This is a genomic window from Novosphingobium sp. B-7 (genome assembly GCF_000410615.1).
Taxonomy (GTDB): Bacteria; Pseudomonadota; Alphaproteobacteria; order Sphingomonadales; family Sphingomonadaceae; genus Novosphingobium; species Novosphingobium capsulatum.
This window is the reverse complement of sequence record NZ_KE148341.1, coordinates 1-15,108: the sequence shown is the minus strand read 5'-3', so window position 1 is coordinate 15,108 and position 15,108 is coordinate 1. Positions and strand designations below refer to the sequence as shown.

The 15,108-nt window shown below is 65.2% G+C and carries 12 protein-coding genes; 4 read left to right on the top strand and 8 right to left on the bottom strand.

What is annotated here, in order from left to right; all coding sequences use genetic code 11:
* The 4 genes from H926_RS27225 to H926_RS0112260 form a co-directional block, all read right to left on the bottom strand.
* Positions 1 to 908: acyclic terpene utilization AtuA family protein (locus H926_RS27225; protein ID WP_237741025.1), on the bottom strand; the 908-nt coding region annotated here is incomplete at its 3' end.
* A gap of 11 nt (positions 909 to 919) precedes the next feature.
* Entirely contained in the window at positions 920 to 2,251 is a 1,332-nt protein-coding gene (locus tag H926_RS0112270; protein ID WP_022676567.1) for a CitMHS family transporter, read from the bottom strand.
* Entirely contained in the window at positions 2,251 to 3,141 is an 891-nt protein-coding gene (locus H926_RS0112265; RefSeq protein ID WP_022676566.1) for a LysR family transcriptional regulator, read from the bottom strand. Before H926_RS0112265 ends, H926_RS0112270 begins: the two co-directional genes overlap by 1 nt.
* A gap of 143 nt (positions 3,142 to 3,284) precedes the next feature.
* The gene (locus H926_RS0112260; protein WP_022676565.1) at positions 3,285 to 6,191 is read right to left on the bottom strand and encodes a TonB-dependent siderophore receptor; all 2,907 of its coding nucleotides are present in this window, start codon (positions 6,189 to 6,191) and stop codon (positions 3,285 to 3,287) included.
* A gap of 275 nt (positions 6,192 to 6,466) precedes the next feature.
* Between H926_RS0112260 and H926_RS0112255 the strand changes: the two genes are divergently transcribed.
* Together H926_RS0112255 and H926_RS0112250 are read left to right on the top strand one after the other, a co-directional pair.
* Positions 6,467 to 8,677, top strand: a complete 2,211-nt coding sequence (locus H926_RS0112255; protein WP_082209139.1) for a TonB-dependent receptor — start codon at positions 6,467 to 6,469, stop codon at positions 8,675 to 8,677.
* A 73-nt stretch (positions 8,678 to 8,750) separates the two neighbouring features.
* Positions 8,751 to 9,650: an alpha/beta hydrolase fold domain-containing protein gene (locus H926_RS0112250; protein ID WP_022676563.1), complete on the top strand. Its 900-nt coding sequence runs from the start codon at positions 8,751 to 8,753 to the stop codon at positions 9,648 to 9,650.
* Between the two features lie 11 nt (positions 9,651 to 9,661).
* Here H926_RS0112250 and H926_RS34680 read toward each other — a convergent pair whose 3' ends face one another.
* Both H926_RS34680 and H926_RS0112240 read right to left on the bottom strand, forming a co-directional pair.
* Positions 9,662 to 10,861, bottom strand: a complete 1,200-nt coding sequence (locus tag H926_RS34680; protein WP_022676562.1) for a hypothetical protein — start codon at positions 10,859 to 10,861, stop codon at positions 9,662 to 9,664.
* Between the two features lie 177 nt (positions 10,862 to 11,038).
* Positions 11,039 to 12,100, bottom strand: a complete 1,062-nt coding sequence (locus H926_RS0112240; RefSeq protein WP_028657925.1) for an SDR family oxidoreductase — start codon at positions 12,098 to 12,100, stop codon at positions 11,039 to 11,041.
* A gap of 127 nt (positions 12,101 to 12,227) precedes the next feature.
* On the opposite strand from H926_RS0112240, the gene H926_RS0112235 reads away from it, so the two are divergent.
* A complete protein-coding gene (locus tag H926_RS0112235; protein WP_022676560.1) occupies positions 12,228 to 12,614 on the top strand; it encodes a helix-turn-helix domain-containing protein in 387 nt (128 codons plus the stop codon).
* A gap of 14 nt (positions 12,615 to 12,628) precedes the next feature.
* Here H926_RS0112235 and H926_RS0112230 read toward each other — a convergent pair whose 3' ends face one another.
* Positions 12,629 to 13,540 (bottom strand): ketopantoate reductase family protein, encoded by a 912-nt coding sequence (locus H926_RS0112230; protein WP_022676559.1) that lies wholly within the window; start codon positions 13,538 to 13,540, stop codon positions 12,629 to 12,631.
* 100 nt (positions 13,541 to 13,640) lie between these two features.
* On the bottom strand, positions 13,641 to 14,537 hold the full coding sequence (locus tag H926_RS30860; protein ID WP_022676558.1) for a LysR family transcriptional regulator: 897 nt from the start codon (positions 14,535 to 14,537) through the stop codon (positions 13,641 to 13,643).
* An 88-nt stretch (positions 14,538 to 14,625) separates the two neighbouring features.
* Between H926_RS30860 and H926_RS27210 the strand changes: the two genes are divergently transcribed.
* The coding region (locus H926_RS27210) for a thiamine pyrophosphate-binding protein (RefSeq protein WP_043609306.1) at positions 14,626 to 15,108 on the top strand (483 nt) is incomplete at its 3' end.

Sequence of the window (15,108 nt, the reverse complement as noted above, 5' to 3'; positions counted from 1 at the left end):
CGGGGGTGGCCGGTCGCGCCCGATACGGCAATGCGATCCGGGCCTGCCTCGGCCAGGTTCAGCGTGGTGAAGTCTGCCACCACATCGGCCTGAAGATAGCGGGCCGGATCAAGGATTTCGTACATCGCCTGTTCGCGCGCATTGGCGAGCGAGAGGCGCCCGCCCGTGCCGGCCACCTTGGTAAGCATGGCCGTGCCATCTTCGTTCACTTCGGCCAGGGGAAAGCCCAGGCGGGCCAGGCCCGGCACATCGTTGTAGCCGGGATCGGCGAAATAGCCGCCGGTCAGCTGGCCAGCGCATTCCAGCAGATGGCCGATGGCAGTGCCGCGCGCCAGCCGCGTCCAATCGTCTTCGGCCCAGCCGAACGCATGGATCATCGGCCCGAGAAACAACGCCGGGTCGCACACCCGCCCGGTGAAGATCACCTGCGCCCCTTCGGCCAGCGCCTGGGCAATGGGAAACGCGCCGAGATAGGCGTTGGCCGAAATCGGCTTGAGATCCAACAGCGATCCCGCGCGGTCCAGCAGGGGGAGGTCTTCGCCCGCGATGCTGGCGAGCACATCGTCACCCAGCACCGCCGCCATGCGGATGCCGGTCAGGCCCTGCTCACGCGCAACGGCGAGCGCGGCTTCCATGGCGGCGAGCGGGTTGGCCGCGCCCATGTTGGACACGATGCGCACACCGCGCGCCATGGCCGGGCCCAGCACGGCGCGCATGCGCCGCTCCAGCCGGGGATCATAGCCGGCGGCCGGATCACGCTGGCGCGCCAGTTGCGCCAGCGCGATAGTGCGCTCGGCCAGGCATTCAAAGCACAGGAAATCGAGTTCGCCTTGTTCGACCAGTTCAACGGCCGGCTCGATCCGATCCCCGGCAAAGCCGGCACCGGCACCGATGCGTATGGTTTTCATGCATGTCTCACTCATAGGCCGATCAGGCCGATGGCCAGCGCTGCCAGTGTCATCACCAGGGTGGCGCCCAGCAGCCAGGGAAAGGCAAAACGCTGATGCGCGCCTAGGTCGATGCGGCTCAGGCCTGCGACCAGGAATGTTGCGGGGGTCAATGGGCTGATCGGAAAGCCGACGGTATGCATGCCCAGCAGCGCCGCCTGCGCCACCTGCACGGGCGGCACGCCAAAATGGCTGGCGACTTGCGCCACCACCGGCAGAACCCCGAAGTAGAAGCTGTCAGGATCGAATACGACGCTGAGCGGCATGCTGGTGACCGCCACCAGCAGCGGCAGGCTGCGGCCCATGCCGGGCGGCACCAGGGCCACGCTGGATTGCGCCAGGGCGTGGATCAGCCCCGCGCCGTTCATGATGCCGGTAAACGCGCCAGCGGCAAACAGCACGCCGGCCATCATCATCGCCGGGCGGGCATGGGCCTCGATCCGGGCGCGCTGTTCCTCGGCATTGGGATAGTTGATCGTCAACACCAGGGCAAAGGCGACCATGAAGATCACGGCCGGTTCGGCCACGCCGCTGACCATCAGGCCGATGACCGCCAACGTGATGGCCAGGTTGAGCAAGAACAGGCGCGGGCGATGCAGCGGATCGGGGCCGGAGCTGGCTGTTCCCACGGCATCTTCCGGCTCGGTTTTTACCAAGGGCATAGCAGCGAGGCGGCGTTCTTCCCGCCGGCCCATCCACCACGCTGCGCCGAACACGAACACCAGGCCAACCAGTTGCACCGGCAGCATCGGCGTGAAGATCTGCACCGTGGGAATGTGCAGCGCCGCGCTGGCGCGCAGTGTGGGGCCGGTCCACGGCAGGAAATTGACCCCGGCGGCAAGCGAGGCGCAGCAGGCCAGCACGCGGCGGTCCATGCCCAGTTGATCGTAAAGCGGCAGCATCGCCGGCACGGTGATCAGGAAGCAGACCGCGCCAGAACCATCGAGATGGATCAGCAACGCCAGCAAGGCCGTGCCCATCGTGATCCGCGACGGTTTGCGCCCCACCAGGCGCAGTACGCCGCCAACCAGCGGCGCCAGCAGGCCAGCATCGCTGACCACCCCGAAAAACAGGATGGCAAAGACGAACATGCCGGCAACCGGGGCAATCTTGGTGACGCCGGCCAGAATCCAGCCCGGCACGCCGGCGCCCAGGCCCAGCGCTGCCGCGCCGATCACCGGCACCAGGATCATCGCGGCAAGCGGGGATAGCCGGTTCGTCAGGATGACGGCCAGCATGACACCGATGATGGCCAGGGCGCCCAGTGCGAGGGCGGCTGGCGGCAAAGCAGCAGCGGCCAGCATCAGCACGCCCCCTTGGCCGAGAGCACGCGCAGCATGTTCTGGGCCGCGGGCGAGGGGCTGCGCGCAGAAAGATGGGCAATGCCGATCACGCGATCGGCGCCGCTGTCACCCAGCAGGTGCCATTCCAGATCGTGCGCGCCGACCATCGGGCGGCAGGACAGCGGAAGCGCGCTGATGCCCAGCCCTGCGGCGATAAAGGCGCCCAGCGTGGCGGGCTGCGTGCATTCATACAGTGGCCGCGGCGCCAGCCCGGCGCGGGCAAACGCGGCATCGGTGATCTGGCGCACGCTGCTGGTGGGGGCCATCGCGATGAACGGGGCATCGGCAAAGCTGTGCCAGCCGGCATCGGCCGGTGCATGCCCGGCGCGGCAGACCAGGGCGCAAGGGTCGGTGAACAAGGGCAGAAAGGTGAAATCCTCGGCCGCGTCATCGGGTGGGGTCATCACCGCCAGATCGATCAGCCGCTCGCGCAGCTGTTGATAGATGGTCCCCGCCAGTCCTTCGCGCACGGTCACATCGACGCCCGGCCAAGCCTCGCGAAAGCGGCTGAGCACGGCGGGCAGATCGCCCACGGCGTAAGACGGCAGCACGCCCAGGGCAATGCGGCCACGCTGGCCCGACAGCGTCTGGCCCAGGAGATCAAAGGCATCGTCGAAATCGGCGATCAGGCGCTGTGTCAGGCGGAGCAGGTCTTCGCCGGCCTGCGTCAGCGACACGTGGCGGCGGTTGCGGTCAAACAGGCGGGCGCCAAGGTCTTCTTCCAGCAGGCGGATGGTGCGCGAGAGCGCCGGCTGCGAGACATGGGCAAGTTCGGCCGCGCGGCTGAAGTTCGCCGTCTGGGCCAGTATGCGAAACTGGCGCAGGGTGGAAAGACTGGGAGTGCGGGCCATGCGGAACCTGTGCGCCAGAGGGAGCCGCCGATTGATCCTGGCAGCAGGCGCATGGTGGCGGGCGCCACGCCCGGCGTCCAGCCGGCAGGTGCGCTTGGCCCCTGCCACTACTGGCGCCGCGTGTGGAAACCCGCCACCCACGATCAGAAGCGCGCCGCGATGCGGGCGTAGACCTGTCGCCCGAACGGATCGGCGATCGAGGGCAGATAGCCGTTGTACTTGGCAAAGCCGGGCGCGGTGTTGAAGATGTTGATCATCCCCAGCGTCAGCGCATAGCGATCGTCGTGGCCAAAGTTCAGGCTGTATTGCGCATCGAACACCGAAAACGCGCTGACCTTGGTGCTGACAGCGGGAACGACGGCGCCGGTGCCCGCGGTGTTGAGGCTTTGCCCGTAATCATCCTTGACGCCGGCGGTATAGCGCCAGGTCAAAGACAGCGTGTGCGGGCCATAGCCGGCATCGATGCCAGCCACGCTGCGCCAGCGCGGCGCGGCCGAGGACGAGGTGGGCGACTGCACGAACGCGTTGCGATAGCCCACGCCATCATAGACCACCGAGCCGGTGATGTTGCCATTGGCATCGCGGCGCAGAATGCCGGTGTCGACATCGTAGGCCAGCAGATAGGTCAGCGTGTCGCGCAAGGTGAGATGCAGTTGGCCAGCGTCAAACGCATACTGGCCCTGAATGTCGATGCCCGATGTCTTGGTGCCGCTGGGCGCATTGAAGCTGGTGACGACCACCGATTGCAGCGTGCCAGTCAGCGGGTCGCGCAGCACCGCGGCGCCGTTGGGCGCGGTGTTGACCACCTGCTGCGGGTTCTGCGTCGAAATCTGGTTGTTGAACTGATACTTCCAGTAATCGATCGAGAACCGCGCGCCGCGCGTCGGCACGAAGGTGGCGCCCAGGTTATAGACCGTGGACGACTGCGGCTTGAGGTTGGGATTGCCGTAGGTCTGGATCGTGCGGAACGAGGTGGTGCCATCGACCGGATCGGTGACGTTGACCACGTTGGTGCCGATCAGCGAGGCGGAACCGTTGGCCAGCGAGGGCGCCTGGAACGCCTTGCTGTAGGAACCGCGCAGCGAGAACCAGTCGACCGGGTGCCAGTTGGCCGCCACCTTGGGCACGGCCTTGCTGTAACCACCGGCATCTTCATAGCGGCCAGCCATATTAAGCGTCAGGCTGTCGATCGGCTGGTAATTGGCTTCGGCGAACACGCTCTTCACCTCGCGCGAGAACGCGGTGTTGAGGTGCTTGCCGAGGAAGCCGCCATAGCCCGACAGCAGCAGGTCGGAATAGTTGGTGATCGATTTCTCGCGGCGATACTGCGCGCCAAGAGCCACGTTGATTTCGTGCCCGGCAATGCTGGCCAGGGGGCCATTCACCACCGCTTCGGCGATATAGTATTCACGCTTGAAATCGGTGAAGACATCGCTTTGCAGATTGTAGATCAGCGACGGATCCATCTGCGACAGGTTGGCCTGGAACGGGCTGTAATAGAGGCAGCTGCCCTTGCCGGGCACAGCGCCGCTGCCGCCACCCAGGAAGTTGGTGTTGCAGTTCGGCCTGCCATAGCCGCGCAGCGCGGCCTGGAACATGTTCATATCGGTATCGCGATCGCGGGCGATCGTTTGCGAGGCGGAATAGGTGGCCGTCGCCAGGTACTTCCACCGCCCGACCAGATTGCCGCGCGCGCCGAGCACGTAGTGCTGCTGGTTCACCGTATCGCGCATCACGCGATATTCGTATCCGCCCGGAAAGCCCTGCGCCCCGATCGCGCGGCCATAGAACAGCACATCGACGCCAAAGGGATTGTAGGGGTTGGACGCCGGCATCGTGGCGTTGCCTGCGTTCTGGGCATAAGACGGCACGCCGAACCGTTCGGAATCCTGGTGGTAATAGCTGAGTTCAGCAAACAGCGTATTGGCGTCGTTGATTTCGAACGTGGTGTCGTTGTGGATATTGACGCTGCGCGCAAGCGGGCGGATCGGGTTCTTCGGCTGGAAATTGTAGAGGCAGTTGCCCAGGCCAAAGGCCGCGCCGCCAGTGGGGGAATAGACGCTGTTGGTGCCGTCGGCCCCGCAATTGGGATCGACCACCTTGAGCGTGCCCGTGGCCGACTTGTTGGCATCATAGAGCGCGGTGTAATCGTTGCCGTTGATCACCACGTGGCCGCCGGTGGCGGTGAGCGGCCGGCCGGTCAGCAGATAGCTGCCCGGATAGCCGGCCGCGGTGGGATTGAAGAAATTGGTGACGGCGCGATCGGAATTCTGGAGATTGTCCTGAAACCGATAGGACGCCGAAAGTACGGTGTGGAAGCGATCGTTGCCCACGCCCATCATCGCCTGGACGTTCCACGCCGGGGAATCGGCGATGCTGGTGAACTGGGCGCTGGTCTTGAACCCGTTGAACTTGGTGTCGGTCAACACGTTGAACACGCCCGCCACGGCATCGGCACCATAAGTGGACGATGCACCATCGAGCAGAACCTCGACGCGCTGGATGGCGATATCGGGCGTCAGGCTGTTGAGGTTGACATAATCGTCACCGGCCTGCGGGGTCACGCGGCGGCCGTTGAGCAGCACCAGCGTGGAGCCGGCGCCCAGGCCGCGCAGGTTGGCCGAACGGGTATCGCGCGTATCCGCACCGCCCTTTGACAGATCCTGCAAGCCGCCGGTGCTGCCCACGTTCTGCGGGATGAAGCGGGTGAGATCACCGATCGAGGACGAACCAGTGCGCGCGATCGCGGCGTTATCGACAGCGAGAATGGGCGAGGCGCGGTTCTCCTGGCGGATATTGCCGAGGTAGGAGCCGGTCACCACGATTTCCTGCGGCTTGGCTTCCGGCGCGGCTTGATCGGCAGGCGGCGTTGTCTGCGCTGGCGTGGCCTGCGCGGCTGCCGCGCCGTGCCAGCCCATCACGCCCATGGCGAACGCCGTGCCGACGAGCAGATTGTGCTTTATCCCGTGATAGCCCTTCATGTGCACCTCCTGATCACCATCGCCGGGGAGGCGCAGCCAGGGATGCCGCCGCAAAACGCGGCGTGCCATCGTTGCTCTCCCCACCATGGCGGTGTTTTCTTGTGAAGGCGCAATGGCGGACGGCCACGATCAAGTGAAATACAATTGGTCTATCGTCTTATAACGTGAAGTTATAAATCTATGGGGTTGGTCGGTCGCGCTGATGGCACCGATGGCGACCCGCCAAGGGCGCGGGCGCAGCTTTCCAAAATGGGCCGCTATTTAAATCCCGCGTGGCCGGGCAGACACGGGCCCGCAACGTTTGGCCGCGTCAAGCAGGGCCGAAAAAGGGAGAGGGGAGCACCATGCTTCAGATTCACGGTAATTTCCGCGCGCATGCCGCAGCCTCGCTGGGCGCGATGGCGCTGGCGTTGGTGGGGACCAACGCTTTCGCGCAGGCCGCCACCGAGGCGGCTCCGGCGCCCGCGCAGGCCAGCCCGGCACCGGGCGAGATCGTCGTTACCGCGCAGCGCCGCTCGGAAAGTTCGCAAAAGGTTGCCATCGCGCTCACCGCGGTGGGTGGAGACCAGCTCACGCAGAAAGCCGTGCTGGTGCAGCGCGATCTGCAGAACGTGGCGCCCGGCCTGACCATCACCAAGGCAGGCCTCACCGAATCCATCAATATTCGCGGCATCGGCCTGTCGAGCGGATCGCCGCAAGTCGCCAATGGCGTCGCCACTTATGTCGACGGGCTGTTCCAGCCGCCGATCGCGCAGAGCTTTGATCTCTACGATATCCAGAGCATCGAAGTGCTACGCGGGCCCCAGGGTACGCTGGTCGGCTCCAACTCCACCGGCGGGGCGATCTTCATCAATTCCAAGCGCCCCAAGCTGGGCGATCTGGGTGGTGACGTGACAGCCGAATATGGCAGCTACAACAATGTCCGCCTCAACGGCGCGATCAATGTGCCGGTGGGTGACAACCTGGCCTTGCGCTTTGCCACCAACCAGCATTGGCGCGATTCCTATTACACCGATCTTGGCCCCTACAAGAACCAGCCCGACAGCCTGAAGGAACACGATGAGCGGCTGTCTGCGCTCTACCAGTCCGGCGGCTTTACCGCCTATTGGAAGGGCGAACTGGCGCAGAAGAGCACGGGCGGCTATGCCTATCAGCCGATTGCCGGAACGCAGTTTGCCGCCGGCCGCCAGGCGACGCCCTACGAGCTGAACTACGACACCAAGACCGCGAATTTCGAGCGCGCGTTTACCACGGCGCTGGAATTGAAGTACCAGACCCCTGGCGGCCTCGTTGTGCGGTCGGTGAGCGGATATCAGAACAAGCGCGTCTGGAACGTCTATGATCTGGATGGCACCAATCTGGCGCAGGTCGCTGGGCCGTTTGGCGCGCAGTATGAAGATCAATATGTGCGGGAAAAGGAATATTCCCAGGAAATCAACATCATTTCGCCTGATTCCAAGCCGCTGAACTTTATCCTGGGTGGCTATTACCAGCATAACGATATCGACGTGCTGCTGCACTATACCGGCACCGCGCCGTTCCCGATCGTGGTCAATCCGATGAACAGCAAGACCACGCTGGGCGCCTTTGCCCAGGTGAACTATCGCGTTACCGAAAAGCTCGAAATCCAGGCTGGCGCGCGCTATTCGCACTATCATGTCGATGGCACCGGCGGCGTTTATCTTGGCGGGCCGCCGCCTTCGGCCTTCCTGACGATTCCGCAGACCGGCACTGAGGCCGATGGCCGCATGACCGGCAAGATCGCGCTTAACTACAAGCCCGATGCCGACAACATGCTCTATGTCTTTGCCGCCCGTGGCTACAAGCCGGGTGGGATCAATCCGCCTGGTGGCATGTTCAACCCGGAAACGGTGTGGGACTTTGAAGCGGGCTGGAAATCGAGCTTCCTCGATCGGCATGTGCGCACGCAGATCGGCGTATTCTATAACAAGTACAACAATTTCCAGATGGACGTGATCAGTCCAGCATCTGGTCAGAATGGCGTGGTCAACCTCGCCAATGCCACGATCAAGGGCTTTGAAGGGCAGCTTCAGGCCAAGCTGGCCGGTTTCGGCCTCGACGCCGGCGTGTCGTATGTGGATTCGCAGCTCAGCAGCGTGACGGTGATCAACAAGTGGCAGCCGGGCGCCGCCACCGCGCAGTTGCCGGCCTGCGCCACCGGGGTAACCAGCAACTGCTTCCCCTACCAGTTCATCACGTCTGATGCCGGGCCGAACCTGCTGTCGCCGAAATGGACCTGGAACGCCGGCCTGGATTATACCTATTCGCTGGGCGAGGGGCGCTCGATCGTGCCCCGCGTGAACTATTCCTATATTGGGTCGCAATGGGCCTACGTTACCTATCTGCCGCAGTTTGACCTGATTAACGCGCGCCATCTGGTCAATGCCAGCGTCGCGCTCAACTGGGACAACTTCAAGGTGGAGCTGTACGGCACCAACCTGACCAAGGAATATTTCGTGACCGGGCAATCCGGCCTCAACGAATTCCGCACCGCGCCGCGCGAGTTCGGCGTGCGTCTAGGCGTCAAGTTCTGATGGTGGCATCGCTGCCTGGCAGCATCGGTCGGGGCCACCCGGCCGATGCTGCATCGCTGATGGAGCGCCTGCCATGCCGTTGATTGCCGATACGATCGCGCGGGTAATGCAGCGGATGGTGGCGCCACGGCTGGCCCAGCCGGAAAGTGCGCTGGCGTTTCCCGAAGTTCCTCGGCGTTGCCGCACCATCACTATTCCAACCACGCAAGGCAGTGCTGCGGCCACGGTGTTCGCTCCGCAGAACACGGCGGGCCCGGTGCCGGTTCACGTCAACTTCCATGGCGGTGGCTACGTCATGGGCCACCCCGAGCAGGATGATGCGTTTTGCGCGTTCCTGGCCGAGCGGGCCGGCGTCTGTGTCATCAATGTCGATTATGCGCTGGCGCCGCAGCGGCGCTTTCCGATAGCGGTAGAGCAAGCCTGCGAGGTGATCTGCTGGGTGGCGGCGCAGGCGGGGGCGCAGGGGTGGGACGGCGATCGGCTGACCGTGGGTGGGCAAAGTGCCGGTGGCGGTTTGGCTGCTGCTGCCAGCCTGCTGCTTGCCCAGGCAGGCGGGCCGCCCATCGCCGCGCAGATCCTCCATTACCCGCCGCTCGATCTCGTCACGCCGCCTGCACACAAGCAGGCCCGGGCGGCGCGTCCGGTCATTTCACCGGGTGTCGCGCGGCTGTTCAATGCGGTCTATGTGCCCGATCCATCGATACGTGCAGATATGCGCGCCTCGCCGTTGGTGGGCGCACCCGATGATTTGCTCGACAAGGTGCCGCCGGCGATCGTCATTGCCGCAGGGCTGGATCTCTTGCGGGCAGAGGCTGCCGCCTATGCCCAGCGCCTGAACGCGCGCGGCCGCTTGCTGGAATATATTGAGGTGCCCGATCAGGACCACGCCTATAACCTGCGCGGCGGCACGCGCGAGGTGGTAGAGGCAGTCTATCTTCAAATCGCCCGACATATTGCGCGCCTTGGGCGCTGATTGTCCCAGCCTTACCAGTAATCCTGCAGGGCCAGTTGGCAGCGCCACTGCGCTTCGTTGGGGGCATCCTGGCTGCCGCCAATCAGATGGGCATGGATCTGCCGGCTGGCCTCGAACAGTTCGCGGGCGGCGGCTTCGGGCAGGTCGGCACTGCGGGTGCGCCGAATAAGGATCGATCCCGCCATGGCGCGGGCAATGAAGTGCAGCACGCCGTTGCCCGACATATCGGCAATATCGCGGATGAAGCCATACCAGTTCTGGCCCAGCACCGTGGCATTGGGCGCCTGCTGCATTTTCTGGAACGAACGCTCGACGCGGTCGAGATAGCGGGCATCCTGTCGCGCCCGCGCCAGATCGATCATCCCGATATTGGCGCGGTTGAGCACGGCGCGGCAACGATCAGGCGAGACCGCGTTGGCAGCGATAAAGGCGTTGATCATATGCAGCGCCCGGCCAGCTTGCGGTTCGCAGGCAAACACGCCACCGCCGCGGCCGCGCCGCATCACCACGTGCTGGGCATCGGCCAGGATGCGCACGGCTTCCACCGCCACTTCCAGGCTGGTGTCATGGGCTTCCGCGATGCTGGCGAGCGAGCCCAGGAACGTTTCACCGGGCGGCAGCAGAGCGATCTGCTGGCGCAGTTTCGCCGCCAGGCGATGCCCGCGCGAGGCCGGCTCTTCAAGCTCGGACCAGGTTGGAAGCAACGCCTGCGTCTGGCACGGCGCACGTGTTTGCTGTACCGGTGCGTCTTGCAGCATGGCCCGCACCAAGCGCCCCAGCGGATCATCGTGCCCGGCAATTTCCGCCTGCAGCCATTGGCGCGCATCTTCCATCGCGGCCGGCGAATTGCTGGCAATGATGTCACTGCGGATGGTGTCCAGCGTCTGGTCGAGGCCGGGCAGGCACACGCGCAGCCCACCCTTGCCCTTGCCGCCGCGCCGGGGTTCCATCACACCGCGCAATTGCAGGATGCGGCTGGTCTGCCGCGCCACGCGGCGGCCAACGCCAAACGTCGCGGCAACACTGCCTTCGGTCAGCACGACGGCGGGGCTTGGCGTCAGGCAGATCGACTGCTCGATGCGGTCGGCAACGGTGGCTGGGGTCGATCCGCCCAGGTCATGGCCATTGATCACGCGCCCGAACAGGTCGCGCGCGCGCGACAGCGTGGGCGTGTCGGCGATGGGTAACGCGCTCTCCTGCAAATTGGCCACGGCCGATATCCCACCCCATGCAGCCGCCAATGCGGTCTGTTGCGGCACCGTGCCTGACAAAATCACAGCGGGCAACACCCCGGCAATGGCAAAATCGGTGCCTTTTGGGGTGGAATACCGGCGCGGTGCCGGTGAAGCGTGCCGCGCCATGACGGTGGTGGCGCGGCACGCGGCGTTTCAGGGGATCAAGCGTTCGGCGCGCAGCTGGGCGAACAGATCGAAAAAGGCAGTGTCCGTCGCCTGATAGCCGGTAAATCCCAGGCTGCGAGAGCGCGCCATGTCGGTTACCACCTCGATCGGGCGGCCCAGGTCTGCGTCGGTGTGCCAGGGCGAGGCGAGCCGGGTGAGGTCTGCTTCTGCCAGGCCTTCGCGCGCGGCGATGCTGCGCCACACCGGAGCATCGCCCGCCATCTGATCGGCCAGTGGCCGCACGCTGCCGTCAAACCCGGCCGGTTCCACGCCAAACCATTGCGCCAGGCGTGGCCACATCCAGCGCCAGCGGAAGATATCGCCATTGGCGCAGTTGAACGCCTGGTTTGCCGCAGCGGGCGTGGTCGTGGCCCACAGCAGTTGCTGCGCCAATTGCCGCGCGTCGGTCATGTCGGTAAGCCCATTCCACTGCGCCGCGCATCCCGGGAAGTGAAATGGACGGCCCAGTTCACGGCACAGCGTGGCATAGACCGCCAAGGTGGTGCCCATGTTCATCGCGTTGCCCACGGCCTTGCCGATCACGGTGTGGGGGCGGTGCACGCTCCAGGCAAAGCCGCTGCGTTGCGCGGCGGCGAAGAGTTCGTCTTCCTGGGCATAATAGAAATTGTCGAGCGGCAGGCGGGCTTGATCCTCGCGAAACGGCGTATCGGGCAGGTTGCCCTGGCCATAGGCTTCGAACGGACCAAGATAGTGCTTGAGGCCGGTGACCAGTGCCACATGCCCGACGCTGCCAGCCGGCTCCACCGCGCGCAGCAGGTTGCGCACCATGGCCGCGTTGACCGCGATGTTTTCCTGTTCCGTGGCGCGGCGCAGCCAGGTGGTGACGAACACGGCATCGGGTCGATGCCCGGCAAGTGCGGGGGCGGTGGCAGTGGCATCGGTGAGGTCTGCGGCGATCGGCTCCACCCCGGGCAGCGGCAGCGGATTGCGCGCCAGGCCCAGCACGCGCCAGCCTTGGGCATGAAGCAGCGTGGCAATGGCCTGGCCGGTGATGCCGGTGGCCCCGGCAACAAGGGCAGTCTTGGTCATCGATGGTTCCTTGTTGAGCAAAAACCGCTAATTGGGGCGCCGCTCGCCCGGCGCCAAGAAGGCACCAGATGGTAACCACTGGCGTTGGAAGGGCAGCGATATCGTTGGCAAAGCAAGGAGTGCCGCCGTGATACCGGGCAGCCCGGAAGAGGAATGGCGCGAGGATTGTGCCCCGCGCCGGATCCTGGAACTGTTTGCCACTAAGTGGACCAGCATGGTGCTGCACACCCTGCATGCGCGGCATGACGGGCGGGCCCGCAGCGCGGCGCTGCTGCGCAGCCTGCCGGGCATTTCCAAAAAGATGTTTGCCCAGACGGTCAGGGAAATGGAGGCGAGTGGCTTGCTGGCGCGCACCACGCGCGATGATGTCGCACCGCCTGAAGTGGATTATGCGCTGACCGCGCTGGGCCAGCGCTTCGTCGTACCGGTCGAGGCGCTGTATGGCTGGGCGCGCGACAATGCCGACGCGCTCGACGCGCTGACCCCGCGCGCGCGATCGCGGCGGCGCGGCTGATCAGGCCATGGCGGTCATGCCGGCTCGCCCAAGCGTACCAGATCGGTGACGAGTTCAAGTGTGGGAGCGGCAAGGCCATGGCGGGCAGCAATGGCCAGCACCGCGCCGTTGATGGACTCGACCTCGGTGCGCCGGCCGGCGAGCCGATCTTGGAGCATCGAGGGCTTGTGCCCGGTGTGATTGGCGAGGGCAAAATCGACCTTGGCCATGGTTCGAGTGCGATCGAACGCGATGCCCTCCGCCCGGGCAATGGCGGCGATTTCGTCCATGATCGTGCCGACGATGCGGCGGATCGGGGCGCTGTCCAAGCGGCCGACGGGCACTTGCCCCAGCGTGCAGAGCGCGTTGAGCGCGCTGTTGAAGGCCACCTTGTCCCACACCATTGCCTCTACCTCTGGGGCGAAGCGGGCGTTGAGGCCGGCGCGATCGAGGATATCCGCCACGTGGCGTGCCCGCGCGTCGGCGGCCGCGATCAGTCCTGCCAGCCAGACATGGCCTTGCCCATGTGAAGAAACCGCATTGGCACCGTGCAGGTCTGCGGGAAAGTCGGTCACGCCCCAGACGATGCGCTCGCGCGGAAAGACCGCCGCGATCGCCTCGGTATTGCCCAGCCCGTTTTGCAGGGTCAGCACGGTGCAACCGGTATCGACCAGATGCGCGGCAGACGCGGTTGCTGCGGCACTGTGCATGCCCTTGGTGAACAGGACCAGCAGATCGACCGGCCCGTCCACCGCAGCGATCGGGCAAGCGCCGACCCGTGCGGCAAAATCGCCATCGTCCAGTGACAGGGCAATGCCTTGCGCGGCGATCGCGTCCATCCGCGCCTGGTCCACGTCGGCCACGGTCACCCGATGTCCGGCCAGGGCCAGCTTTGCCGCAAACAGGCAGCCCATTGCGCCTGCACCGATTACCACGATCCGCTGCATCCCGGAATTCTCCCACGTGTGCACACAGGCACGTGTGCCTGCACAGGCACGAGTATCCGGATCGGGATTTGACAGTGTCAACCCGCCGGTCGGGCAGGGCTCATAGCGGCACGATGGGGAGATAACGCAGGAACCGCTGCGCGGCATCGGGCAGCACGCCCGCCCTGCGGCGATAGACCCAGAATTGCCGCCAGGTTTCCAGCGCCGGCACGCTGAGCTGGCGCAGGCGCCCGCTGGCGACATAGGGTTCGAGCAGCGGGACCGGCAACCAGCACAGCAATTGGCTGGCCCCGGCAATGGCGATCATCGTTTCGACCGAACTGGTGCGCGCCACGACGCGGGCCTGGTGCCCCAGTTGCGCGGCCAGGGTTTCGAACCGGATGCGCGGGGTCAGCCCCGCCTCGGGCATGACCCAGCCATGGGCAAAGACGCTGGCGAGATCGGGGCTGTCGGCGATCGGGTTGTCGGCGGCGCAGAACACGGCAAACATGTCGGCATGGTCGCAGCGGCCCAGGCACTGCGCATCGGCGGCGTCCTGCTCCACCCGGCCAGAGGTGATCGCTAGGTCGATCTGCCGCTGCTCCAGCGCGCGCACCAGGCCGCTGTCGACGTCTTCGATCGCCTCGAACGCCAGGTCGGGGTTGTCGGCCAGCATCTGCCCGGCGTGCGTCGCCACCAGGGTGCGCATCACGGCGGCGGTCGCGCCAATGCGCACCACGCCGCGCCGCAGCCCGCGAAACGCCGCCAGTTCATCGCGCAGCGTGTGCATGTCGGCCAGCAGGTGGCGGGCATGGCGTTGCAGCAGCACGCCCGGATCGGTCAGCACCATGCCGCGCGTGGTGCGATCGAACAGCGGCTGTTGCAGCCGTTCCTCCATGCGGTGGATCAGGCGGCTGAGCGCGGGCTGGGTCAGATTGGCCTGGCGTGACGCGCGCCCCAGGCTGCCGCATTCGGCCACGGCGAGAAAGGCTTTCAACTCGCGCTCATCAAAATCCATGCGCAGATGGTATGACTTTCTCCTGGATTTGCAATTGAACTTATCGCCAAATGCGCGAGACTGCGGCAAAAGATCGGGAGATTTCAGGATGCGGACCGTCCGCGACGTGACAATCGCGCTGTTGCGCGAGCTGGGCATGACCACGCTGTTCGGCAATCCCGGCTCCACCGAACTGCCGCTATTTCGCGATTTTCCCGATGATTTCCGCTATGTCATGGGGCTTCAGGAAAGCGTCGTGCTGGGCATGGCCGATGGCTTTGCCCAGGGCACCGGCCGCGCGGCGTTCGTCAACCTGCACAGTTCGGCCGGGGTGGGCCATGGCCTGGGCAATCTGTTTACGGCGTGGAAAAACCAGACTCCGCTGGTGGTGACTGCAGGGCAACAGGCGCGCGCGATCCTGCCCTATGAACCGTTCCTGTTTGCCGAGCGCGCCGCCGAATTTCCGCGCCCGTTCGTAAAGTGGGCGTGCGAGCCGGCACGCGCGCAAGATGTGCCCGCGGCAATCGAGCGGGCCTGGCTCGTGGCGATGGAACCGCCCAGCGGCCCGACGTTCGTCTCCATCCCGATCGAT